The 23,307-nt window shown below is 53.0% G+C and carries 17 protein-coding genes and 1 riboswitch; of the genes, 10 read left to right on the forward strand and 7 right to left on the reverse strand.

Annotation, left to right across the window (positions count from 1 at the left end):
- Window positions 1-145: 145 nt before the first annotated feature.
- A complete protein-coding gene (raiA, locus tag F8I07_RS09380) occupies window positions 146-694 on the reverse strand; it encodes a ribosome-associated translation inhibitor RaiA (RefSeq protein WP_292658824.1) in 549 nt (182 codons plus the stop codon).
- A gap of 245 nt (window positions 695-939) precedes the next feature.
- Window positions 940-1,014, forward strand: a riboswitch (cyclic di-GMP riboswitch).
- A 75-nt stretch (window positions 1,015-1,089) separates the two neighbouring features.
- Between raiA and F8I07_RS09385 the strand changes: the two genes are divergently transcribed.
- From F8I07_RS09385 to lon, 7 genes are all read left to right on the forward strand, one after another.
- Complete coding sequence (locus F8I07_RS09385) at window positions 1,090-5,322, forward strand: Ig-like domain-containing protein (protein ID WP_292658826.1); 4,233 nt, start codon at window positions 1,090-1,092, stop codon at window positions 5,320-5,322.
- Window positions 5,323-6,078: a type II secretion system protein gene (locus F8I07_RS09390; protein ID WP_292658829.1), complete on the forward strand. Its 756-nt coding sequence runs from the start codon at window positions 5,323-5,325 to the stop codon at window positions 6,076-6,078. It begins immediately after the preceding gene.
- Window positions 6,078-6,938, forward strand: coding sequence for a type II secretion system protein (locus F8I07_RS09395; RefSeq protein WP_292658831.1), 861 nt, complete (start codon window positions 6,078-6,080; stop codon window positions 6,936-6,938). Before F8I07_RS09390 ends, F8I07_RS09395 begins: the two co-directional genes overlap by 1 nt.
- A complete protein-coding gene (locus F8I07_RS09400; RefSeq protein WP_292658833.1) occupies window positions 6,938-7,399 on the forward strand; it encodes a type II secretion system protein in 462 nt (153 codons plus the stop codon). The genes F8I07_RS09395 and F8I07_RS09400 overlap by 1 nt, the downstream gene beginning before the upstream one ends.
- A gap of 1 nt (window position 7,400) precedes the next feature.
- Window positions 7,401-8,054 carry a type II secretion system protein gene (locus F8I07_RS09405; RefSeq protein WP_292658835.1) on the forward strand — a complete coding sequence of 218 codons (654 nt, stop codon included), beginning with the start codon at window positions 7,401-7,403 and terminating at the stop codon, window positions 8,052-8,054.
- Window positions 8,055-8,255: 201 nt separating this feature from the next.
- Complete coding sequence (gene bamD, locus F8I07_RS09410; protein ID WP_292658837.1) at window positions 8,256-8,912, forward strand: outer membrane protein assembly factor BamD; 657 nt, start codon at window positions 8,256-8,258, stop codon at window positions 8,910-8,912.
- Window positions 8,913-9,135: 223 nt separating this feature from the next.
- The gene (gene lon / locus F8I07_RS09415) at window positions 9,136-11,553 is read left to right on the forward strand and encodes an endopeptidase La (RefSeq protein WP_292658840.1); all 2,418 of its coding nucleotides are present in this window, start codon (window positions 9,136-9,138) and stop codon (window positions 11,551-11,553) included.
- Window positions 11,554-11,714: 161 nt separating this feature from the next.
- Here lon and F8I07_RS09420 read toward each other — a convergent pair whose 3' ends face one another.
- The 6 genes from F8I07_RS09420 to F8I07_RS09445 all read right to left on the reverse strand — a co-directional run bounded on the left by F8I07_RS09420 (window position 11,715) and on the right by F8I07_RS09445 (window position 19,694).
- Window positions 11,715-12,098 carry a response regulator gene (locus tag F8I07_RS09420; protein WP_292658843.1) on the reverse strand — a complete coding sequence of 128 codons (384 nt, stop codon included), beginning with the start codon at window positions 12,096-12,098 and terminating at the stop codon, window positions 11,715-11,717.
- Complete coding sequence (locus tag F8I07_RS09425; RefSeq protein WP_292658845.1) at window positions 12,098-15,286, reverse strand: ATP-binding protein; 3,189 nt, start codon at window positions 15,284-15,286, stop codon at window positions 12,098-12,100. The genes F8I07_RS09420 and F8I07_RS09425 overlap by 1 nt, the downstream gene beginning before the upstream one ends.
- A gap of 15 nt (window positions 15,287-15,301) precedes the next feature.
- On the reverse strand, window positions 15,302-16,909 hold the full coding sequence (locus tag F8I07_RS09430; protein WP_292658847.1) for an Hpt domain-containing protein: 1,608 nt from the start codon (window positions 16,907-16,909) through the stop codon (window positions 15,302-15,304).
- A 3-nt stretch (window positions 16,910-16,912) separates the two neighbouring features.
- The gene (locus F8I07_RS09435) at window positions 16,913-17,323 is read right to left on the reverse strand and encodes a PAS domain-containing protein (RefSeq protein WP_292658849.1); all 411 of its coding nucleotides are present in this window, start codon (window positions 17,321-17,323) and stop codon (window positions 16,913-16,915) included.
- A gap of 101 nt (window positions 17,324-17,424) precedes the next feature.
- Window positions 17,425-19,239: an excinuclease ABC subunit UvrC gene (uvrC, locus tag F8I07_RS09440; RefSeq protein ID WP_292658851.1), complete on the reverse strand. Its 1,815-nt coding sequence runs from the start codon at window positions 19,237-19,239 to the stop codon at window positions 17,425-17,427.
- Window positions 19,236-19,694 carry a hypothetical protein gene (locus F8I07_RS09445; protein WP_292658854.1) on the reverse strand — a complete coding sequence of 153 codons (459 nt, stop codon included), beginning with the start codon at window positions 19,692-19,694 and terminating at the stop codon, window positions 19,236-19,238. The genes uvrC and F8I07_RS09445 overlap by 4 nt, the downstream gene beginning before the upstream one ends.
- 110 nt (window positions 19,695-19,804) lie before the next feature.
- Here F8I07_RS09445 and nadB point away from each other — a divergent pair, with 110 nt between their 5' ends.
- From nadB to guaA, 3 genes are all read left to right on the forward strand, one after another.
- The gene (nadB, locus tag F8I07_RS09450) at window positions 19,805-21,262 is read left to right on the forward strand and encodes an L-aspartate oxidase (RefSeq protein ID WP_292658856.1); all 1,458 of its coding nucleotides are present in this window, start codon (window positions 19,805-19,807) and stop codon (window positions 21,260-21,262) included.
- The gene (gene nhaD / locus F8I07_RS09455) at window positions 21,262-22,566 is read left to right on the forward strand and encodes a sodium:proton antiporter NhaD (RefSeq protein WP_292658859.1); all 1,305 of its coding nucleotides are present in this window, start codon (window positions 21,262-21,264) and stop codon (window positions 22,564-22,566) included. The genes nadB and nhaD overlap by 1 nt, the downstream gene beginning before the upstream one ends.
- A 153-nt stretch (window positions 22,567-22,719) precedes the next feature.
- Window positions 22,720-23,307, forward strand: a 588-nt coding sequence (gene guaA, locus F8I07_RS09460) for a glutamine-hydrolyzing GMP synthase (RefSeq protein WP_292658861.1), incomplete at its 3' end; no start/stop codon positions are given.

Genomic DNA, 23,307 nt, shown 5'->3' on the forward strand with positions numbered 1-23,307 from the left:
CGCTTCGACATATTGTTGCAGCATAGAGATATTATCCCCTAAAAAGCTTTAGGAATGGTGGAGGATGGAAGATTGAAAATGGAAGATGGAAGATGGGATGTGCCTGTTGGGGTGCCGAAGGCTTAACGCCCGGAACCCGACGATCCTAGTAGAGCCCGTATTTCCCGTCGGAGCGCTTGTACATGACCCGCAGGCGTCCTTCGTTGTCGTTAAAGACGATGAACTGGCGTTTGGGATCGGCGGCCAGCATCTCACGGGCTTCTTCGAAATCGAGGGGTTTGTGAAGCTCCAGATCCATGGGGACGATGTCGTCGTCGATGTCGTTGACGAAGTCGAGCTGCTCCTCGGCCTCTTCGATCTCGCTCTCGAGCTCCCGCAGGCTCAGATTACCGCCCTTGTCTTTGATTTTGTCGGCATAGCGGCGCAGGCTCTTTTTCATCCGCTCCAGCGCCAGGTCGATAGCGGCATAGACATCTTTGTCCCGTTGGGTGATGACGATGGTGTTTTTGTCTTTGAGATTGACGACAAATTCAACGCTGTAGCCTTTTTTGCCGTTTTTGGTATCTCCGGAGACGATGCAATGCACGGAGATGATCTCCAGATTGTATTTCTCCAGGCTTTCGATGGCGCTTTCGATATAGTTTTTGATGGGGTCCGTCAGTTCGAAGTGCCGACCTGCGATGTGTTTGTTCATTGAGCGTTCCTTTGTTTTGGGGTGTTGAGTATTAAGGATTATAACAAATCTCTTGGTCAAAGAAGGTTTCAGCGCCGCGAGGAGCCGGCGGGCGGGCAATTTTTGCCCACCGTTTACGAATGCCGGGGCTCTCTATCGGTGGGCCCGCAGGGCACCACTCTATATCTTTACATTAACAATACCGAAAAATTGGGAAATGTTTTGCTTTTTTTGCCAATCTGTACTATACTATAGAGATGTACTCTATGATGAAAAGCCAAACCCGTCGCGAGGCGGGGACGGAAAGCCACGGGTCTGACGCAGACAGCCGGGCCGTCAAGCATAGACCAGCGTGTTGGTCCATCATACAGGTACAGCGAATCCGCCGGTTGGACCGGAGCACAAAAGGAGAGAAGATGAAACGGTTGGAAACGAAGAGGTTGATTGCCTATCTATTTTTCCCATGGCTATATTTACATAGAGAAGGGAGGGAAAGAAGAACGACTCAACGCTATCGCCGGACTCTTCCAATTATCAATGTCAATTTGTTGATCGGATTGATTGTCTTTTCGACGTTGAGTTTTGGAGGGTGGGGGTCATCCAACAACCCTACTATCAAAATCTCTCCGACCAGTATCTCCGTGGATGAAGGGAATTCGGGGACATCTACTGTTAGCTTGACGATCACCTCATCTGATTGCCCCGATACTTCCGATATCAAAATCCACTGGGAAACTGCGGATGGAACGGCAACAGTAAGTGATAACGATTATGCCAGTGCAAGCGGAGATGTGACGTTTTCGGTGCCGGGATGGTTTGATAGTTGCGATGATGCGGATAAAACCAAAAGCATCTCTGTGACCGTCAACGGCGATACAAAACTCGAACCGGATGAGACCTTTAAAGTCATCATTAGTGATGGAGGGACTAATTCTTCTCAGGATTTTACTATCGGCGACAGTACAAGTACGATTACGATTCAAAATGACGATAGCAATCCTCCTACAGCAAATGATGACTCTGCAAGCACCGATGAAGATACTGCCGTTACCATTGATGTGTTGAGTAACGATAGCGATCCTGATGGTGATCCACTTTCAGTCACCAGTACAAGCCACGGTCCTTCCAATGGGAAAGTTACTATAAACAGTGATAACACAATCACATATACTCCCAACGCTAACTGGCATGGAACGGATCACTTCGACTATACTATTAGCGACGGTACCGGTGGAACAGCCACAGCCACCGTCACAGTAACGGTCAATCCTGTCAACGATGCTCCCATTGCCAAGGATGATTCGGCAAACACCGATGTCAACACTTCCGTCACCATCGATGTCCTCGCCAATGACACCGACCCGGACGGGGATACTCTTACGATCAAAAATGTCGGGACACCCTCGCACGGAACCGCGACAATTTCAAGTGGAAAAGTAGTTTATACTCCTGATGCTGACTATAACGGTACAGACAGTTTTGCCTATACTGTTTCGGACGGAAACGGCGGTACCGATACAGCTACCGTTACTGTAACAGTCAAAGCTAACCAAGCTCCAGTAGCCAATGATGTAGCAGTAACGACAAGCAAGGATACAAACGTAACCGTACATCTGGATGCTACGGATCCTGATGGTGACGCTATTACTTCCTACCCCATCCAGAGTGGTCCGTCTCATGGAACACTTAGTGGTGCAGAACCGGATATCACCTATACGCCGGATACCGGCTATAGCGGTACGGATACTTTTACCTACAAAGCGTGTGACGAGCATGGAGCCTGTTCCAATGAAGCTACTGTGACGATAACCGTCGCTGCCGGCCCTGTCCATGTCGATCATCCTTCGATCTGCATGGAGTCGTTATCTTACGGCAAAAAAGGAGGACTGGCATCCGCCTGCTTCAATGCAGACGGCATATTTACCGGAGGAACGGGATGTATCCAAAAGCTGAAACTGAGAAATCTCTCCGATTCTCCGATCACGCAGAGTGATATCGATGTGGACTATAGCGGCTTTACCGGAGTGTTGGACAATACCTGCGGTATCGACGGGACAGACGAGACCGGAGCGGATTGTAATGTCAGTACTTCTCCCAAAGAGGCGGTTTTCAATCCGATCGGCTCCTTTGATATCTACAAAGCTCATACCGTCTATCTAGGGGTGGTTACGGCAGCAGGAAGCTCCAGCCCGTTCGACGGAACAATTACCGTTAATTATGAGCAAAACGGTACCCAATATACCGGGACACTCGAAAAATGCCAAGTCGCCGCAGAAGCCGCCGATGATCTCTGTTACGATCCTCCGGTGGAGTTTGATGGATTTATGTGTTTTCAAATGGGAGAATTTTTTGGCGGCGGAATAGGATGTACTACTACCATACATTTTAGGAATCAAGGGGATGATACTCTTTACAATCCGATCGTCAACGTAATCACCAATTCGATGTTTAATGGCCATATGATTGATGATTGTGGGGTTGACGGTACGTCAGGGAATTGTTCGGACAGTGATGTGCTGAGCGGTCCTTTTATGGGGATGAGCGGATTGGGAATGCCGCGTACATTGACTTATGATCCTCTGCCTGATTTTGATAGTAACGAAACGCACAGTACCTATAGTAGTTCGCTGATGAGTGCGAATCTCTTTTCTCATACGACATTGTTGGGTACCTACGTCAAAGACGGCAAACTTTATCGGGGTGAGATCCATGCCTGCGGAGGAAAGACACATTACCTCTATGGGCCATTCAATGCCTGGGATACTTTCCGGGACGATGCGAGCAACCCGCCCGCCGACAAGAATATCAGTACGAAACTCTCCGGAAAAAATTTCTATATTTCTGTTGCAAGTCTCAACAAGGCCGGTGATATCTATGAGACAAAACCGAACGCCGAATCCATAGTAGTAGCAATCTATAACTATGATCAAGACGATTCAACTTCTTCTGAGCTCATCAGTGACCAAAACAGAACCTTTGATGCGACCTCTTCTTCTCATGTGACAGATTTCGGCCCCTTCTCCGTTTCCAAAGCGCATCAACATGCACGTGTTGGATTTGTATTTTGTGCCAGCTATAGTTATGATGAAACAAATGAAGACTATCTTTTCGTAGTACATCCGGCGAGTGATTGTTCTGATACTACGCTCCACTCTTGCGAATTTAGCTCTACGACACCTGTAATGAGAATCTGTTTTTCACAGGACGATTTCGCGATTCGCCCCAAAGAGTTTCAATTCTCTGCCGGAAGTGCAGGCGTACTGGATCTCTTACGTTCGGGCAAAGACTATAACCTGACGGTCAAAGCTGTTGATGAGGGAGGAAACCCCGTTTTGGACTACGACCGCAACAAAAGCGACCTCGCTCTCTCTCAGACTTTGATGCTCAAGGATGGAACCGCAGCGGACAGTACCCACCCGATGAACGGTACACTTGGCTGGGCAGCTCACAACTTCAATATCAGTAACGGGATGAGCACCGAGGTCGGAATCATCTTCAATGATGTCGGCAAAGTCGATATGAATCTGACGGACCAGCATTGGGCCGATGTGGATGCAGATGATACGCCTCAGAGCTGTGAGGGGGGGGTAGTTGGCAGCGCCAATGTGCCTTTCGGCGCCTGGATTTGCGGGGATGAAAATCTGACCTTCATCCCTGACCACTTCAAAGTGGAAAACATCCATCTGCACAACCATATGGACGGTAATTTCACCTATCTGTCATCAGATCTGAATATGTCGGCGCATCTGGATGTCAATATCAGCGCACGAAATGCTGCGGATGTCATTACGCGCAATTTCCGAACCGGGAACCTCTATTATGAAAATCCCGTCGAAGTGAATCTAAGCGTACCGCAGCCGATAATCGACGGTTACACACTGAAGAGCAATGAGCACAATATCACCACAGCTTTGCTGGGATTCGGCGGTAGTGATGAAGCCAACGGTACGCATGCCATAGCTTGGAATGATACCAATGCAAGCCAACATCTGATGTTTAACTACCTTAGAACCTACAACCGGCCGGTCAATCCTTTCGATCTCAACGGAAGCGACGTTAACGTCACGGTGCGTTCCGTTTACACTTCAAACATCGACGCCAGTAAAACGGCTGAAGTCAACGGCACCGGCAGCGGTGATCGCAATGCCACCTTCTTCTATGCCCGGGCCAAACCCTCCAAATATTTCTATGATGATGTTGTCAGTGCGACCAAAACACCGATTGCTATCGAGGTCTACAACGACCCCTTTACTTCGACACACGATTTGAATCTGAGTATCTTCCGGCCGACCGGAGCCTTTGACTGGTATCTCTCGACGCAGCACAGCATTGCCAACGGGGACGGAAATGTGACGTTGACAGGTGATGCCAACGGAAGCGTCGCCCCCGCCTCCATCAATCCGGTCGAGGGCGTTGACAGCACTGTCACCGTCACCAACACCGGTACACCGCCGGACATTGCCGAGATCAACATTGTCGGATCCAATACCAGCAGTTGGCTGATCTACAACAAGGACAAAAACAGCGTTCCGCAACCTTTCTACCGTGTGCGTTTTATCGGGACCAGCGGTTGGGCAGGTTATGGTCAGACAGGCCACGTCGTTGAGAGCAATGCCAGCAGGAAAAAACTGCGCAGATTGGAGTGGTAAGTGGCAGGGATACACGTCAGCTCCAAACGGCCGGCTATTGCGATGATCGAATTGATTTTTGCCATTGTGGTGATCGGCATCGCTTTGATGTCGGCTCCCAACCTGATCCGCACATCGACCAAAAGCGGTTATGTGGCTATCCAACAGGAGGCGATCAATGAAGCAGCCTCCCATCTGAATATGGTTATCGGCTACCATTGGGATGAAAACGACACCGACGATCGCTATCTCGATCCGATTTTGCATGTCAGTAACGGAGATTGGCAGCTGGATGAAAACAAAAGCATAGGGTATAGCGGTCGTCGCTACGGTACCCCGACCAGAGGGGCACGGACCTTTATTCGTGCCGACGGAAACGATTCGCTTACCGCATCCAGCCTGGGACTTGATGCCGGGGAGACAAGGGGAGATGAAGATGACATCGATGATTTTGACGGTAGCTCCTACTCACTGGAACAAGTGGTGAATGCGACGGCAGATTATGTCGAAAAAAGCACCGTCACCATCAACACGACCGTCCGTTACTATCCCGACATTCCCGATGCCGGAACCTATATCAATCCCAATGCCGCAACGCCCCGAACGTTGGAGTTTGATTTCAACGACAGCATAAGTGCCGCGCCTACGACCAATATCAAAAAGATAGAAGTCACATTGATAAGTACCAGCGGCGTCAGTGAACTTCAAAAAAATATCAAGTTGAGGGCCTTTAGCTGCAATATTGGAGCCGTGGAGCTGAAAGAGAGGGATTTCTGATGAACCGACCAATCGTCAACAACGGTCGTCCCGCCTTCAGCATGATTGAACTGATTTTTGTCATTGTGGTTCTCGGCATTGTCGCCTCCCTCGGATCCGAGCTGATTGCCAAGGTCTACAGAAGCTACATCCTCCAGCGGGCATTGCATCGGGCCGAGACCAAAACCGAATTGGCGGCTTTGGAGATTGCCAACCGATTGGCCGCGGCCATTCCCGGGACCGTAGTGCGGAAACAGAGCAACACTTCAACAAGCTACGAATACCTTGATGCTCCGATGTCCTACTCTGGCACTTCGTATAATGTGCTTCAATGGGTGGGGGCGGATATCGACAGCTTCAACCGGTACAAAAGCAGTACGCAAAAGGTGGGATGGAGCGGGCTCATCGATGTCAATAATACGGCGAATACGGCGACGAATCTGGTGACGCCCGGATCCGATCTGAGTCTGGCGAATACCGTCATCAGTAATCTCAACGGCGGGGCTTTGCCGGCAGGATGGAGCCCGGTGATCTTTTTCCCTCACGATACGACCGGCTACGATCTCACTACGCCCCTGAGCGGGAACACATTGAGTCTACAAGGAGGAGGTGCCGGGCATATTGTCGAACATTACAAGCTGGCCTGGACCTCCTATGCTCTCTCGGTGGAAAACGGGGATCTCTATCTCTATTACGGTTTTGACCCCAAAGTAGGCTGGACGATACCGAGCAATACGAAAAAATCACTACTGCTACACAACGTAAGTACCTTCAAGTTCAAAGGGGACGGACGAACGATCCGTTTCAAGATCTGCAAATCCGAAAATATAGGCGACAGTGATTTCAATGTAACGGCCTGCAAAGAAAAGGCGGTATTCTGATGAAGAGAAAAATGCGAAGTGCCTTTTCAATGATCACGGCGATCTTTGTGATTGTCCTGATGGCGACAGTGGCAGTGTTTATTCTTAGCCTTTCCGGCAAGATGGTCAAAGGAACCAGTGCGCAGTTTTTTAGAGAACAGTCGGCCTTGCTGGCCAAAAGCTACACCGAATATGCCATCATGGCAGTGACTGCCAATGACCGAAATAACAGCAGCGGAAGTGGACAATGTCTTGACAATATTCGTGGAAAATACGGGATCTACACTGTCGAGGTCAAACTTTCCTATCTCGGGACCAACGATGTGCTTGGTAACGCAAACTGCGGTAGGATCCTCGCTGCGGATGTCAACGATACGGAGATTCCTTTGAGTGTGTTGATTGACGTCTTTGTCCGCTACAGCGATCCGGATCGTAGTGACCGGAACGTTACTTACCATCGCAGAACACTCCAAAAGATATGAGATGATGAGAAGAGAGAATTTACGACCGGCCTTCACCCTTCTAGAGATGGTTTTTGTCATTGTCGTCGTGGGGATCCTCGCGGCTTTGGCTATTCCCAGGATGGAACGGGATATCCGACAGGAAGCAGCGGATAACATCCTCTCGGCAATTCGCTATACACAGCATCTGGCTCTGACGGACGACAAGACCGACCCTTTTGACCCAAACTGGCAACAGACGCTATGGATGATCAAGTTTACCGGTGGATCGAACGCCTACTATACCGTCTCAGCGGATACCAATAAGAACGGTATCGTGGAGAAAAAAGAGTGTGCCGTCGATCCGGCCAACGGAAAATATATGTATCATCTCAGTCCGAATCCTACACAGGCCGATGAGAGTCCTAATGTCGTGGTCGGCCATAAATACGGCATCAATCAGATTACGACGTCCGGAGCCTGTACGGCCAAACATATCGCTTTTGATCATTTCGGCCGTCCTTTCAATGGACTCAAAACAACGCCAGGAGGGACAACGGCGGGAGACGACTATGCTGATTATATGAACGGCGATTGCAATTTGACCTTCACATTTACCGGGGGAGAACAAAATCTCATTATCACAATTGAAGCGGAGACCGGCTACGCCTATATTGTCGGACAGCCTGATTCATAAAACTGTACAGCCGTAGCCGTAGGGTGGGCTCTTTGAGCCCACCGCCCCCAATGTCCAATGTACAGGGGACGTTGAACCCGAATTGGAGAGAGGCAGAACCTATGTTCCGGTGGGACTATAGGGCGCCACCCTACGTCTTTTCGTCATGCCGGAATGTGCTATACTTCACTATCACAAGAACTTGCAAAGTGGGAGAAAACGATGAGAAGATATTGGCGTGTCGGCGTAGCGTTGCTGGTGGTGATAGGCCTTGGCGGCTGTTTCGGCGGCGGTAAAGAGGCAAAAGAGTACGGCAAAAGTGCCCAGGGGTGGTACGATGCGATTCAGCGATCCATCGCCGGAAACGATCTGGAGAAAGCCGACAAAGAGTATCTCTCATTGCGGAGTGAACATATGGGATCTGCCTTGCTGCCGATGACCATGTTGGCACTGGCGCAGGCGCATATGGCCAACGAAGAGTATCTGCTGGCCAATTACTACCTGGATGAGTTTCTCAAGCAATACGCTCGTGGCGGTTGGGCGGAGTATGCCCGTTTCCTCAAACTCAAAGCCTCCTTTCTCGGGATCCACGATATCAACAAAGATCAGAAACTGGTTGCCGAGACTCTTTCACACTGTCAGAGCTTTTACGCTTCTCATCGGGGGAGCCGCTACGCCCCGCTGGTGCAGACGATGATTGTACGGCTCGAGATGGCCCAATATCTGCTCGATACCGATATCGCCGGCCTCTACGACCATATCGGCAAGAAAGAAGCCGCAGAAATCTATCGGGAAAAGACCAAGAAATTTATCTACAAGCCCGAACAGATCGAAGATCCCGAAGGAGGGTTCCTCTCTTCGCTCAATCCGTTTCATTGATGATCGGAACTTTTGGAAACTCCCGTCACTCCGGACTCGATCCGGAATCCATGGCCTGGAATGCCTGCATAATCTCTGGATCCTGAATCGAGTTCAGGATGACGAAACGGTACAGGCACTGAGCTTTTTCTACAGCGTTTCCTCTTGACAAAAAGCCCCTTTTGCAGTATATTCTTAAAGAAAATTTAAGACTTTATAAACAAAGACTCAAAAGGATTCAACCATGCAGCTCAGTGATTATGATAAATTTCCAACCGTCCTCCCCATCGTTGCGGAAGACGAACTCTTTTTCTACCCCTTTATGATCAGCCCCATCTTTCTCAGCTCCCAGCCCGACATCGATGCGGCGACGGCGGCCATGGAGAATAACTCGCTCCTCTTCGTCGCCACCACCCGGCCCGGGCATGAAGGGGAGCGCAGCCTCGAGGCGATCTACCCCGTGGGGGTCGTCGGCAGCATCATGCGCAAGGTCCACATGCCCGACGGCCGGGTCAAGATCCTCTTCCAGGGACTGGCAAGAGGACGTATCCTGGAGCCCGTGGAAGGCGAACCCCTCCAGGCGAAGATCGGCATCGTCGAGAACGACAGCTACAACCGCCTCAAGGTCGATGCCATGCTCAACATGCTCCGGGAGAAGATCCGGCAGCTGAGCCAGCTCAACAGCTCCATCCCCGCCGACCTGGTCAAGACCATCGAAGAGAATGACGAGCCCCACCGGATTGCCGACCTGGTCTCCTCCATGCTGCCCCTCAAGAAGGAGAAGGCCTACGAACTCTATACCATGGAGAACATCGAGGATCGGATCCTGGGGATCATCGACATCATCGTCGGCCAGATCGAAGCCCTGAAGGTTCAGCGGGAGATCAGCTCCAAGGTCCACAACAAGATCGAGCAGACCAACAAGGAGTATTTCCTCAAAGAGCAGCTCAAGGAGATCCAGAAGGAATTGGGGGTCGATACCCAGCGTGAGGAGGAGATCGCCGCCTTTCGGGAGAAACTCGAAGAGATCAAACCCTATCTCGAAGAGGATGCCTACAAGGAGATCAAAAAGCAGCTGGACCGCCTGGCACGGATGCATCCCGATAGTGCCGACGCGGTGGTACTGCAGAACTATCTGGAGTGGGTCTTCGAGATGCCGTTTGGCAAATTCTCCAAAGGCCATCTGGACGTCAAAAAGGTCGCCGAGGAGCTGGACAAGGACCACTACTCTCTCGAAAAGCCCAAAGAGCGGATCGTGGAGTACTTCTCGGTCAAGGAGCTGGCACAACTGCGGGGCAAGAAAGAGACCGAAAGCAAAGGGGTGATCCTCTGCTTCGCCGGACCTCCGGGGGTGGGAAAGACCTCCCTGGCCAACTCCATCGCCAAAGCGCTGGACCGCCCTCTGGTGCGGATCGCGCTGGGGGGGCTGGAGGATGTGAACGAGCTGCGGGGTCACCGCCGCACCTATGTCGGTGCCATGCCCGGACGGATCGTCCAGGGGCTGATCGAGGCCAAGACCATGGATCCGGTGATGGTTCTGGACGAGATCGACAAGGTCGGCCGTACCCATCGGGGCGACCCCACCTCAGCGCTGCTGGAAATCCTGGACCCTGAGCAGAACACCCACTACCGGGACTACTATCTCAACTTCCACATTGATCTGAGCAAAGTGGTCTTCATCGCTACGGCCAATGAACTGGGCTATATCCCCGCGCCGCTGCGGGACCGGATGGAGATCATCATCGTCAACAGCTACACCCCCGAGGAGAAGTTCGAGATCGCCCGGCGCTACCTGATCCCCCAGGAGCTCAAAAAGCACGCCCTGCGTCCCGACGAGTTCAGCATCTCCAAAAAAGCGCTGCGGCTACTGATCGATGAATATACCCGAGAGCCCGGTGTGCGGAATCTACGCCGCAAGATCGCGACGCTGATGCGCAAAGCCGCCCGGATGATCCTGGAGGATCCCAAGATCGATCATATCCGCATCAATGCCAAGAACCTGCCTAAATTTGCCGGGAAGAAGGTCTTCGAGTTCTCCGTCATCGACGAAGCTCCCCAAGTCGGGGTGGTCAACGGGCTCGCCTGGACAGCGGTCGGCGGGGATGTCCTGACGGTAGAAGCGATCAAGATCAAAGGCAAAGGGATGATGCAGCTCACCGGTAGTCTGGGAGACGTGATGAAGGAGTCGGCCCGGATCGCCCACAGTGTCGTCAAGATCCTCATCGATGAAGGCAAAGTGAAGGTCCCCCGCCAGATCATTCCCCAAACCGCCAAAGAGAAAGAGGAGGGGAGACTGCCCGAAGCCAGTGAGGTCTACAAGCGCTACGATCTGCACTTGCACGTCCCCGAGGGGGCCACGCCCAAAGACGGTCCCAGTGCGGGGATCACCATGGCGACCGCCATCGCCTCGATCTACAGTGAGCGCAAGGTGGACAACAAAGTGGCGATGACCGGGGAGCTGACTCTGACAGGGAAAGTGCTTCCTATCGGTGGGCTCAAAGAGAAACTGATTGCCGCTTACAAAGCAGGCGTCACCAAAGCGCTGATTCCTGAGAAAAACTATGAAAGAGATCTGGAGGATCTCCCCAAAGAGGTCCTGGACCATGTGAAGATCCTGCCGGTACGGACCATCGAAGAGGTGCTCAACGAGGCACTGGTCTGATTTTTGTCGGGTGAGACTCACGTTAGGTTGAGCAGATAGCTCAACCCATGGCAAAGCAGTCGATTCCGCAGAGGTATGGATTTTAGCCCCGTCTTCATGATTTAGGTTGAAAAAGAGGGGAAAAAATATCGCCGGATCGATCGGCAGAGAGAGTGGAGGGATCAGGACTCCAAATTCTGAGTCCAGTAACGGATCCGATTGATGAGATCCTCTTCGGCAATCGGCTTGATGATGAAATCCTCGGCTCCCAGATCAAAGACAGTGCTCTTTTGTGTATCGTCGGTGGAGAGGACGATGACGGGTACTTTGCTGTTTTCCGGATCGGATCGGAAGATCTTGAGAAACTCTTTGCCGTCCAGAACGGGCATCAGAATATCCAGCAAAATCAGATTAATATCGGGGTTTTCCCGCATCACCTGAAGCGCTTCGGATCCGTTCTCCGCTTCCACGATTTGAGAGATCAGATCGGGATGCCGTTTCAGAAGGGCCTGGATCAGTTTGCGGTTGATGAAGTCGTCATCGACGACCAGTACTTTCAGCGCCATTATTTACCTCTCTTGTTGATGAATTTCTTGAAGTTTTCACGGGTTAACTTTTCATGATAGACAATGTAGTCGACTCCTTCAAGCTGTTTCGGATTTTCGGGTTCACTGGTGAGGACAATCACTGTCCCGTTTTCCTTGGCTGCCTCCAGAACCGACGGTTTCAACATTTGCTCATCGGCGAATATCATTGAAACATTGCGACGCTCCAAGAGCTCTTGAGCCTCCTGGGGAGTGTGTGCCACCTGATAGGCATATCCCAGTGAGTCCAAAAGTTTGGCCAGCAGCTTCCGACTAAAAGGAAGATTCTTGGCGATCAGGAAGATTTCGTCATTTTCCGTTATTGCTTCAGGTTGCGGTGCCGGAGTGGCGGTTGCCGTCTGCTCTTTTCTTTCAGGGGCGGCTTGAGTTGGAGGAACCGGTTCTTCACTGACAGTCTCGACGGTTGCCTTGTCTTTGAGGAATTTGTTGAGAATATAGATCAGTTCGGAGGTTTCGATGGGTTTGGAGATGTATTCGTCCATTCCTTCCGAGAGAAAACGTTCCCGATCTCCCTTGAGCGCATTGGCGGTGAGGGCGATAATGGGAACATGGGGCACCTCTTCATCCTCCTCATACTCCAGAATTTCGTGGGTGGCTTCCACCCCGTTCATCACCGGCATCTGAATATCCATAAAGATCAGATCATAGTCGTTACTCCGGCGTTTTTCAAAGGCCTCCAGACCGTTGTTGGCGATCTCCACATCAAGTCCCATGCCTTCCAGAATGTTTTTGACCAGTTTCTGGTTGATGACATTGTCCTCAACCACCAGGACTTTCCCGTGATAGCGTGTGTGGATTTTGGGAGCAGCTCCGCTTGTCTGTTCCGAAGTGTCGTGACTGACGACGCTTCGCAGCAGTGAGAGGATTTTGGTAAAGGTAACGGGCTTAAAGAGGATATTTTCATTGGCAAGTTTGTACTGCTCAAGTTCGTTGCGTGACGTCACCCGTGCAATGAGGAAAAGCTCTTCCTCGGGAAGGTGATCGAGCGCTTTGCGGAGCTGTTTCGGCGCCCGATCGTAATCGATGAGAATTGCCTGGCATTTGGCCTGTACAAGTTTCTCCTGCAACGCTTCGACGGAGGTAAAATCGATAAACTCCATGCCGAAATAGACGGCGTAACGATCAAGGTAATTGTTGAGTCGGGCAACCTCTTCTCCCTGGTAGCGGCAGAGTGTGATATTTTTAAAGGTATTGCGATAGTCTTCCGTCTCTTCTCGGACCTCTTCAATCGGTAGAGTAAAGGAGAAGGTGGTTCCGACCCCCTCTTCGCTTTCTACGTTGAGTTTACCTCCCATCAACTCGATATATTCTTTGGTAATGGTAAGCCCTAATCCCGTCCCCCCGTATTTGCGGGTGATGGAACTATCGGCCTGCGTGAAGGGTTGGAAGATTTTCTTGAGCTGTGTTTCGGACATGCCGATTCCTGTATCGCTGACCTTGAATTCGATCAGACTGCGATCTCCCTGGGTTGCGGAAAGTTTCTGGATCTCGACACTAATCTCTCCGCCGGGTTCAGTGAATTTGACGGCATTGTTGAGGAGGTTGGTGAGAATTTCTTTGAGTTTAGTGGGATCTCCTTTGAGATGAGGCGAGATCTCCGGATCGATAAAGTAGTAGAGTTCGATATTTTTTTCGGCGGTAATGACACCGAAATTGTCAACGGTACTGTCGAGTTCATGGTGGGTATCGAAAGTGATGTGCTCCACTTCCACCTTGTTGCTCTCGATTTTGGAAAGGTCCAGAATATTGTTGATGATCCCCAGCAGGTTGTGGGAACTTTTTTCGATGATTTTGGTGAACTCCCGCTGTTCGTCATTGAGATCGGTACTTTTGAGGAGTTCGGTAAATCCGATGATGCCGTTCATCGGCGTACGGATTTCGTGGGACATATTGGCGAGGAAGAGGGATTTGGCCTCATTCTCTTCCATAGCGTTGAGCCGATCCTGTCGGGCCTGTTTGATCAGGGCTTCAAAGAGCTGATATCCCTTTTCAATCCCCTCACGTGTGGAGAAATCGATTCCCTGGAACTCTTTGAAAATCTCTTCATACTCTTCACCGCCGCCGGCAAAATCTTCCGCCGCTTTCTGGAGGCTACGCTGCAAGCCCTGAAGGTTGGTCTGTACGTCACGGAGAGCGTGATACCCGATGGTGAGGAAAATCAATGCCAGAAGAAGAACAAGGAGGGCCAGTTCCATCAGAAGATACTGATGTCCGACATAGCGTTGAGTACGTTCCAGCCCAAGGTTGCTGAAGCGTTTGGCCAGGGCATGGTAGAGGGCGATCTGCCGGGTCTGGACAGTGAACCAACGGGTGACATCGATCTCGTAGTTTCCGACCGCACTCTTTGAGAGAACGGCGGTACTGAGGGCAAGTGCTTCCTGAGAGATCTTGGAGGCCTCGGGAGTGCCCAACAACGTTTCTGCCGCCTTCTTGAGCCGGGGATCTGTCAGGAGATTCGCACGCAACAGGGGGGTCTCGCCGAGATGCTGTGACCAAAAGTCAAGCGCCTCTGCCTTGATCGGTTTGTTACTGACCAGGTAGCCGGCAATCAGATCACGGTTCAGGCCGACAGCCTCTTCTCCGAGATAGAGCTGATTTAGCTGATGAGAGAGGGAGGCAAGAGAGAAATCGGGGGTATGGGCGGTGATCTGGGAAAGTCCGGCAAGGATCGGGGTGTCGAATTGCTGTTGGAAATCTTTCAGGAATTTTATGACGTCGGTGGCGTGTCGTTCATCGACTTTCTTACGAAAAGTGTCGAGGTTTTGAAGATGGCTTTGGAGTTTCTGGTAGCGGGTACTGTCCAGTGAAGCGGCCTCGGATACCCCGGGAAGGAATCCAAGTACAGGTTTGTATTGCGGCACGAGATGCAATGTGACGCTCTCAAGGGCCTTATCGGTCAAGTCGCGCTGTTTTTCCAGCAGTTGACGGTACGCCTTGGCTCCGGATTGGAGATAGAGAAGGCTTAGCCCGCGCTCTTTGTCCGTTTCGATCAGTGCCGTTTCCAGATAGCGGTTGTTCTCCAAGGCTGTCCGGTAGGCCCCCGCCTTTTCAATATTGAGATAGAAAAGGTAGAGAAAATAGAGGGATGCCAGCAAAAGAAGAGCGGAAGGGACAATGCCGATTAATTTCAGTTTTTGGGTGATTTTCATAGAGTCCGTCCTCCTTTAGCCGTTAAGCTGTTTGAGAAAATTGTCCAGACTGATCAACTGTCCGTAGAATTTTCTTATTCGATCGGGAGCGCGCTCGATATCGTTGTCGTACTGCAGTTCATAAAGGTTCTCTACCATTGCCTCTACCCGGAGATTGCTGGCGGCTCCTTTGAGCATGTGGGCGGTCTTTTGGAGTTTGTCCAGATCTTTCTTCTCATAGGCTTCGATTAGAACGGGTAGGTATTCATGTCCCTGATTGGCAAAGTCGCTGATGAACTCCTGGACGAGATCTTCAGGAAGGTTGAGCTCTTCCGCCGCGATGTGAAGGCTGAAATTGATGGGAATAGGTTTGACCTCTTTTAAAAACGCTTCAGCAGAGGTTGCCGCTTGGGCTTTGATCTCTGCCGGTTTTGCCTCTTCTTCTGCGGGAGAGGTACTTTCGGCTGCGGCCGGAGCGGTTGGGGCCTCTTCCCGAGGGAGAGAGGTTGCCTCTTCAGCGACGGCTTTGGCGGCAGCAGCCTCAGCTTGCTCTTCATAGGTTTCAAGACGTTCCAACATCCGTTCCAGCGTATCGACGATTTCGGTACGGTCAGTCGGTGCAGCCGACTCAATCATATCAAGGATTTGCCCTAAGGGTTTGAGTTGGAGCAGCGCGACCGCATCTTTCATCACCGAAACAGTTTCACGACGGACCGTGGTGTCACTTTCCAGGAGTGCTGCATGCATCTGACGACAATCCTGGATGAAATCCTGAAGCAGAGTACGATATTCATTCAGCCCCAGACCCAGGTTAGCCGCGTTGGCACGCAGATCGGGTTGGAAAGCAGCTTCGATCTCCTCCCAGGTCTTCGCCTCTGTTTCCGGTTGAGGGGTCGGGGCTTGGGCCGCGGCCGGAGCCTCCTCTGCGGGGGCAGGTGGGAGCGTTTCTTCCGTTTCAAGGGTCAGGAGATCTTCAATCTCGGGATGTTCTTGTAGGCGCTCAATTTCGGGGGCGGTTTGCGCTTCCGCAGGACTCTCTTCTGCTAGAAGCTGAAGGGGGGCTTCTTCTGTTTTCGACGGCATTTCCGGAAGCAGGAGTCCTTCTTCGTCAGAGGGAGTGGTTGTTTCCGACGTGGGGGCGACGGGTGTCTCCTCGGCGTTGCTGACGAGTGAAAGAGCTGCCTCGCTCTCTTCACCGGATTCGGCGTGGGGCTCCTCCTCTTCAGGGAGCAGTTTCAGGAGAGTTTCCAGCCCCTCTTCCGCTTCCCGGCTCTGCTCTTCGGTGATTTGGGATGGGGTTGGCTCTTCCGCCGCCGCCGGCTCTTCGTGAGACTCGGGGAGTAGCTGTAAAAACGCTTCTTCGGATTCGGCTGCAGGCGTGGAGACGGTCTCCGGTACCATATCGCTGATCTCCTCTTCTACCGGGTGGCAGAGGTACCAGGTTCCCAGAAGTGAATCGAGAGTCTCCGTTTCGCAATGGATCGTATTGTCATCGGGAAGCAAGAGGATGGCTACCTCTTTCTCAAAGCGTAGGTTCCCTTCCCGAAAAGCTTTGACGGCATCGAGGATATCGCTAAAACCCCATCGCGTCAGATCGGTGGTATCAGCGGCAATGAGATGATTGTTTTGATCGATGATGAACATAAGTTATTTCCTCGCTTTCTCTTGAATAGATTTTATTTCGAATTCCAGCTCTATTTTGGCGACATCCTCGGGACTTGCCGGGCGGCCGATAATGGCGATACCGACCGTTTCACCTTTCTGGGTCAACGCCGAAGCCTGGCTATATGCCCAGAAATGACGTCCGTCTTTGCGTTGATAACGGAGCAGACCTTCCCATCCTCTGCCTTCCACGACACGAAGACGGATTTGATCCAGGATTTCCCGGGGAGTACCTGCAAGAAGAATTTTATCGCATCTTTTGCCGAGAAATTCGGACTTCTCATAGCCGGAATGGCGGCAAAGCCGTTTGTTGACATAGATCACTCTCCCCTCCCGGTCGGTTTCACAATGGATCATCCCTTCGGTAAAGCGGTAGAGCTCTTCCCTCTGACCCATCCACGTTCCTTTTCAACCGAAATATTGCATATTGTAGAATATTAAAATTTAAACTAGTTGAGATCTAGAGGGGATTCCGGTACTTTTTCCCGAAAAAAGGATCATTTTTCATCGGATCGGAGCATACATATAGTCTTGGCAGCGCGTTCGCCTGCAACTTCGGATAATGTTGAGGCATCAGCGTTCATAATCGCGTCAAATGTGCTGAAATAGTCCAAAAGTTTTCTCAGAGTGGCCGGACCGATCCCTTTTTGTTCCAGGAGAGTAATGCGGCGGTCCTGGCGGCGTTTTTGATTCCGGTGGTAGGTGATGGCGAAGCGATGGGCTTCGTCCCGGAGGCGTTGAAGCCACTGGAGTCTGGCATCCCGGGGATCGAGACGGAGTTCCCCGGCCGGCCCGTGGAGCAGGTCCCGGGCCGCTCCTTTGGCCCGATGGGCCTTGGCATCGAGTTTCTCCTTGGCGATGGCCAGAACCGGGAGGTTGACTCCTGCCTGCCGGAGGAGATCTTCCGCCAGGCGACGGAGGGTCTCGCCGCCGTCGATCAGCCAGAGATCCGGCGGCGGTTCTTTGTCGAAATCTCCGATGCGCCGCTCGAGCATCTCCATCATCTGATGATATTCGTCCTTGGCCTCGAGCCGGTAGCGGCGATAAGAGCTTTTCTCCCAGGCTCCTTCGTCCCAGACTACCATGGCGCCGACACTGGCTTCCCCCATCATATGGGAATTGTCAAATGCCTCGACCCGCCAGGGGATCCGTTCCAGGTTGAAAAGCTCTGCAACCTTCTGTTCAACGGGTTCCTCTCCCGGCCGTTGCTCCTTGCGACGCAGGAGCTCGGCGGCATTGCTCAATGCCAGACGGGTCAGCTGGGCCTTGGGGCCCCGACGGGGGGTCAGGATCCTGAGGCGTCGGCCCGATCGCTGACTGAGCAGCCCTGCAACCTCGTCGCTCTGCTCCAAATCGTGGGCCAGGAGGATCGTCGAAGCGGTTCCCGGGGTCTCTTCCCGGTAGAAGTCAAGCAGGGCCTGCCGGTAGGCTTCATCGGGGTCATAGAGTTCGGTATGCCGGAAATAGCTGTAACTGGAGGCGGTGATGCGCCCGCCGCGCATGAAGAGACGGACCACCACGCCCCGGTCGCTCCCCGGGTCGATGGCAAAGATGTCGTAATCCTCCTGACGGGCCAGATCGATCTCGGAGTGGATCTCCAGCCCCCGGATCGCTTCGATCTGGTCCCGGACTTTGGCCGCCTCCTCGAAGCGCTCCTTTTCGGCCAGCTTCATCATCCGCTTCTCCAGGCGCCGGAGGATCAGGGGGAGGTTGTGAATGGCGGCTTTGGCCTCTTCGACAGTGCGTCGATACTCCTCGGAAGTGATTTTTCCCTCACAGGGGGCGGGGCAGCGGCCGATCTGGTGGAAGAGGCAGGCTTTTTTGCCCTGGAGACATCCCGCCTTCTGCACCAGAGGAAAGAGAAAATAGAGCGCTTCCAGCAATGCCCGCCCACCACTGGGGAAGGGGCCGTAGTAGCGGACCTTTTTGCCCCGGACCACTTTGCGGGTCAGTTCGAAACGGGGGAAGGGAGCTGCCTCGTCCAGATAGAGATAGGGATAGGTCTTGTCGTCCCTCAGCAGAATGTTGTATTTGGGTTTGAGCTGTTTGATCAGAGAATTTTCAAGAATGAGTGCGTCGGCTTCGCTCTCGACGACCAGATACTCCAGAGAACGGGCTTCGTGCAGCATCTTCAAAATGCGGGGGCTCTGATCGGGGTTAGGGCGCAGTGAAGGGGTGAAGCGCCAATAGCTGCGGACCCGGTTTCGGAGGTTTTTGGCCTTGCCCACATAGAGGAGTCGTCCCTCGCCGTCGAAATACTGGTAGACCCCCGGGGAGGCGGGAAGATCGGCCAGGGTTTCGGCCAGAGTCACTCGTGCTCCTCCCGGTGGCGTCGGATCAGCTGACGGATCTTTTGGAATGACTCCCGGAGTCGGGGATCGGCGTCGGGCAGGCGAAACTCTCCGACGGCGGCCTCCGCATAGCGGGGGACGGTTTCATCCGTGCTATCTTCGTTGGGCATCGGATGGTATTTGGAGGCAAAGATGACGATGCGGTCCGCCGCCATGAAGGCGCATTCGGGAGATTGCGCTATCAGGCTGCTTAATAGGCTTTTTAACAGATCTTGATTATAATTGAGCTCCATTTTATAGCCGGGATGGGAGAGGGCGACCATCAGCTGCCGGTTTTTGACGGTGACAAAGGCGATCGCCTCCTGGAAACGGGGCGGCAGCAGCTCCAGAAATTTACGATAGCAGTGATGCTGGGAAAGAGGACGGAATCGATGGGTATCGACAAGGGAAGCAAGAAGCATCTGCGCGGTTTTCATGCCGCCATTATAGCATCCCTGCTGCTGGCGCTGGCCCTCTCGGCATGCGGTTACAAGACCGATCCCGTGTACGTCGCGCCCCAGGATCACAATCGGACGGAAGGTTCCCGTTGAAGCGCTACGACGTCATCATCGTTGGAGCAGGGATCGCCGGTCTCTATGCGGCGATGCATTTGCCCGAATCGATGAAAGTGCTGGTCGTCTGCAAGGATATCCCTTGGGAGTGCAATACCTTCTATGCCCAAGGGGGAATCGTCACGGCTCTGAACGAAGCGGATATCCCCCATCATATTGAGGACACGCTGGCCGCAGGGGCCTACCACAATGTTCGGGAGGCGGTGGAGATTCTTTCCCGGGAGTCTCTGGAACTCCGGGAGGATCTGTTGCGGCGGGGCATGCCCTTCGATCGGAGTGAAACGGGGGAGCTGCTCTACACCAAAGAGGCGGCCCACTCCGCCAGCCGGATCCTTCATGCCGGTGGAGATGCAACGGGCCGCTATATGCACTATTTCATGATGACCCGCAATCCCCACCTGCTGCAGCGCAACACCCTGGTCTATGATCTGCTGATCGAAAACGGACGCTGCTACGGCGTGCGGGCGATGGTCAACTACCGTCCCACGACCCTCTATGCGGATCATGTGCTTATCGCCAGCGGCGGGATCGGTTCGCTCTATGCCTACAACACCAACTCCCGGACCGTCAGCGCCGATATCCACGGCATCTGTGTCGAGAAGGGGATTACCCTGGCGGATATGGAGTTTATGCAGTTTCATCCTACCGTCTTCGTCAAGACCCCCTTCGCCCGGAAACTGCTGCTCACAGAGGCCCTGCGGGGCGAAGGAGCCTATATTGTCGATGAGGATGGGAAACGCTTCCTCTTCGACTATGATCCGAGGGGCGAACTGGCCAGCCGGGATATCGTCTCCCGGGCGATCTTCGACTACAAGCGCAAAACCGGCAAAGAGGTCTATCTGGACTTTTCCATGTTCGAGGAGGAGTGGTTCCATCGGCGTTTCCCCAATATCACCAAGACCTTCGAGGCGATCGGCTACCACCTCCCCAAAGACAGAGTTCCCATCTCTCCGGCCTTCCACTATGCCAATGGCGGGATCGTCTGCGACACCTACGGTCGTATTCCGGGGATGAAGGGACTCTACGTTGCCGGAGAGGCAGCGCGGACCGGGGTGCACGGTGCCAACCGTCTCGCCTCCAACTCGCTGCTGGAAGCGGCGATCTATGCCCGCCGGGCGGTGGAGGCGATCCTCGGGTCCCCCATTCACGACGGTCCGGTGCCCCGCTTTGAAAAAGACTACGATACCCAGCTGCACAAAGAGCACGACAAAAGCTACAAACACCAGCTGCGGCAGATCATGTGGAAAGATGTGGGAATCATCCGAACCGAGGCGGGACTGCACGAGGCCAAGAACTTCATCTACGATACCAAAAACCGGGAGATTGGCCGCCTGCTGGAGCTGCGTCTCAATACCGCGGCGGCCATCGTCGAAGCGGCCCTGGCACGCAAAGAGCCCCTGGGCTCCCACTACATTGAAAGCGAGGAGAGCTGATGGAAGGGATGGATCTGACAACCACCTGGGTCGGCTTCCTGGACCTGGCGGTCTTTGTGATTGCCTACCTCCTGGTTGCCACGGAGGAGAAATACGAGATCAACAAGGCCAAGCCGGCGCTTTTTGCAGGAACCTTCATGTTCATGATGATCGGGGTCTACTATGCCCTCAATCATCTCAATCCCGCTCCGCTGCACGAGGAGATGACCAAACTCATCGAAGAGATCGCCGAGATCTACTTCTTCCTTTTTGTGGCGATGACCTACATTGAGACCCTGATCGAACGGGGAGTCTTTGACGCCCTCAAATACAAGCTGGTCTCCCGGGGGTTCAGTTACAAAAAACTCTTCTGGCTGACGGGATTGTTAGCCTTTTTCATTTCGCCTGTCGCCGACAACCTGACGACGGCGCTGATCCTCTCCACGGTCCTTTTTACCATCGACAAGACCAATCGCCCCTTTCTCGTTGCCGGTGCGATCAACATCGTCGTCGCCGCCAACGCCGGGGGGGCCTGGAGCCCCTTCGGAGATATCACCACGCTGATGGCTTGGACAGCGGGCAAAGGGGAGTTCGTCGATTTCCTCTATCTTTTTCTCCCCTCGATCGCCGGCTGGGTACTGACCGCCTGGCTCCTCAGCTTCTATGTCCCCGAAGGGGAACCCCATTTCAATGCTGCCACTACCGAGGTTCCTGTCATCAAGGACGGCGGCATGGCGGTGGTTTGGCTGGGGGCCTTTACGATCTTCATCGCCGTGGTGGGGCATCAGTTTTTCCACTTCCCGGCCATGTGGGGGATGATGTTCGGCCTCTCGCTGCTCAAGCTCTACTCCTATTCACTGGCCAAACGGAAGAACCGTATCGGTTTCGATGTCTTTGTCAACATGAAAAAGGTGGAGAACGATACACTGCTCTTCTTCTTCGGAATTCTCTCCGCTGTCGGAGCGCTCCACTATCTGGGCTATCTGCACTATATCCATCACCTCTACGATCTGGTGGGACCGACGGCGGCCAACATCGGTGTCGGGTTCATCTCGGCGATTATCGACAATGTCCCGGTCATGAGTGCGATCCTGAAGTCCTCCCCCTCGATGGGCACCGATCAGTGGATGCTGGTGACCTTGACAGCCGGGATCGGCGGTTCGCTGATCTCCTTCGGTTCCGCCGCCGGCGTCGGCGTCATGGGGCGGATGCGGGGGATCTATACCTTCGGCAGCCATCTGCGACTGGGCTGGACGGTTCTGGCCGGATATATCCTCTCTCTGGTTCTGTGGTATATTCAGTTCGAGATCCTCGGACTCTATTGATTCAGTGAGGAGTGGAGAGTGAAGAGTGAGGAGTTGAAGTATGCGTTGCTTGGCAACGCTTTCTTTGATGGAGGCGCGACTTCAGTCGCGCAATGCAAATTTCAAATCCAGCCTCTGTTTTATAAATAGTTCAATTTGTCATAAAGGGAAGATGTGAAAAAAGAAGTACCGATAGTCGTTCTGGATTTTGGTTCTCAATATACGCAGTTGATCGCGCGGAAGCTCCGTGAAAGCGGGGTCTATACCGAGGTGGTGCCTTATCGGGAGGATCTGGAGGCGATCAAGGCCCGCAAGCCCAAAGGGATCATCCTCTCCGGCGGTCCGGCCTCGGTCTATGCCGAAGATGCCTACCACCCCGACGAAGGGATCTGGGAGCTGGGGCTGCCGATTCTGGGGATCTGCTACGGGATGCAGCTCATCGCCCAGCACTTCGGCGGAGAGGTGATCCCCGCCGATCATCACGAGTATGGCAAAGCGAAGCTCCATATCACCCGGCCGGAGACCCCGATCTTCCGGGATGTTCCTGACAACAGCATTGTCTGGATGAGCCACGGAGACCGGGTGGAGAAGCTCCCTGAAGGCTTCGAAACCATCGCCGTGAGTGACAATTCTCCCCACGCCGCTATCGCCGATGAAAGCCGGAAAATCTATGCCTTCCAGTTCCACCCCGAAGTGCATCACAGCGAGCAGGGGACCAAAATGCTCAAAAACTTTGCCAAATATATCTGCGGTTGTGAGAGC

It is taken from the genome of Nitratifractor sp. (assembly GCF_015487065.1).
In the GTDB taxonomy this organism is placed as follows: domain Bacteria; phylum Campylobacterota; class Campylobacteria; order Campylobacterales; family Sulfurovaceae; genus Nitratifractor.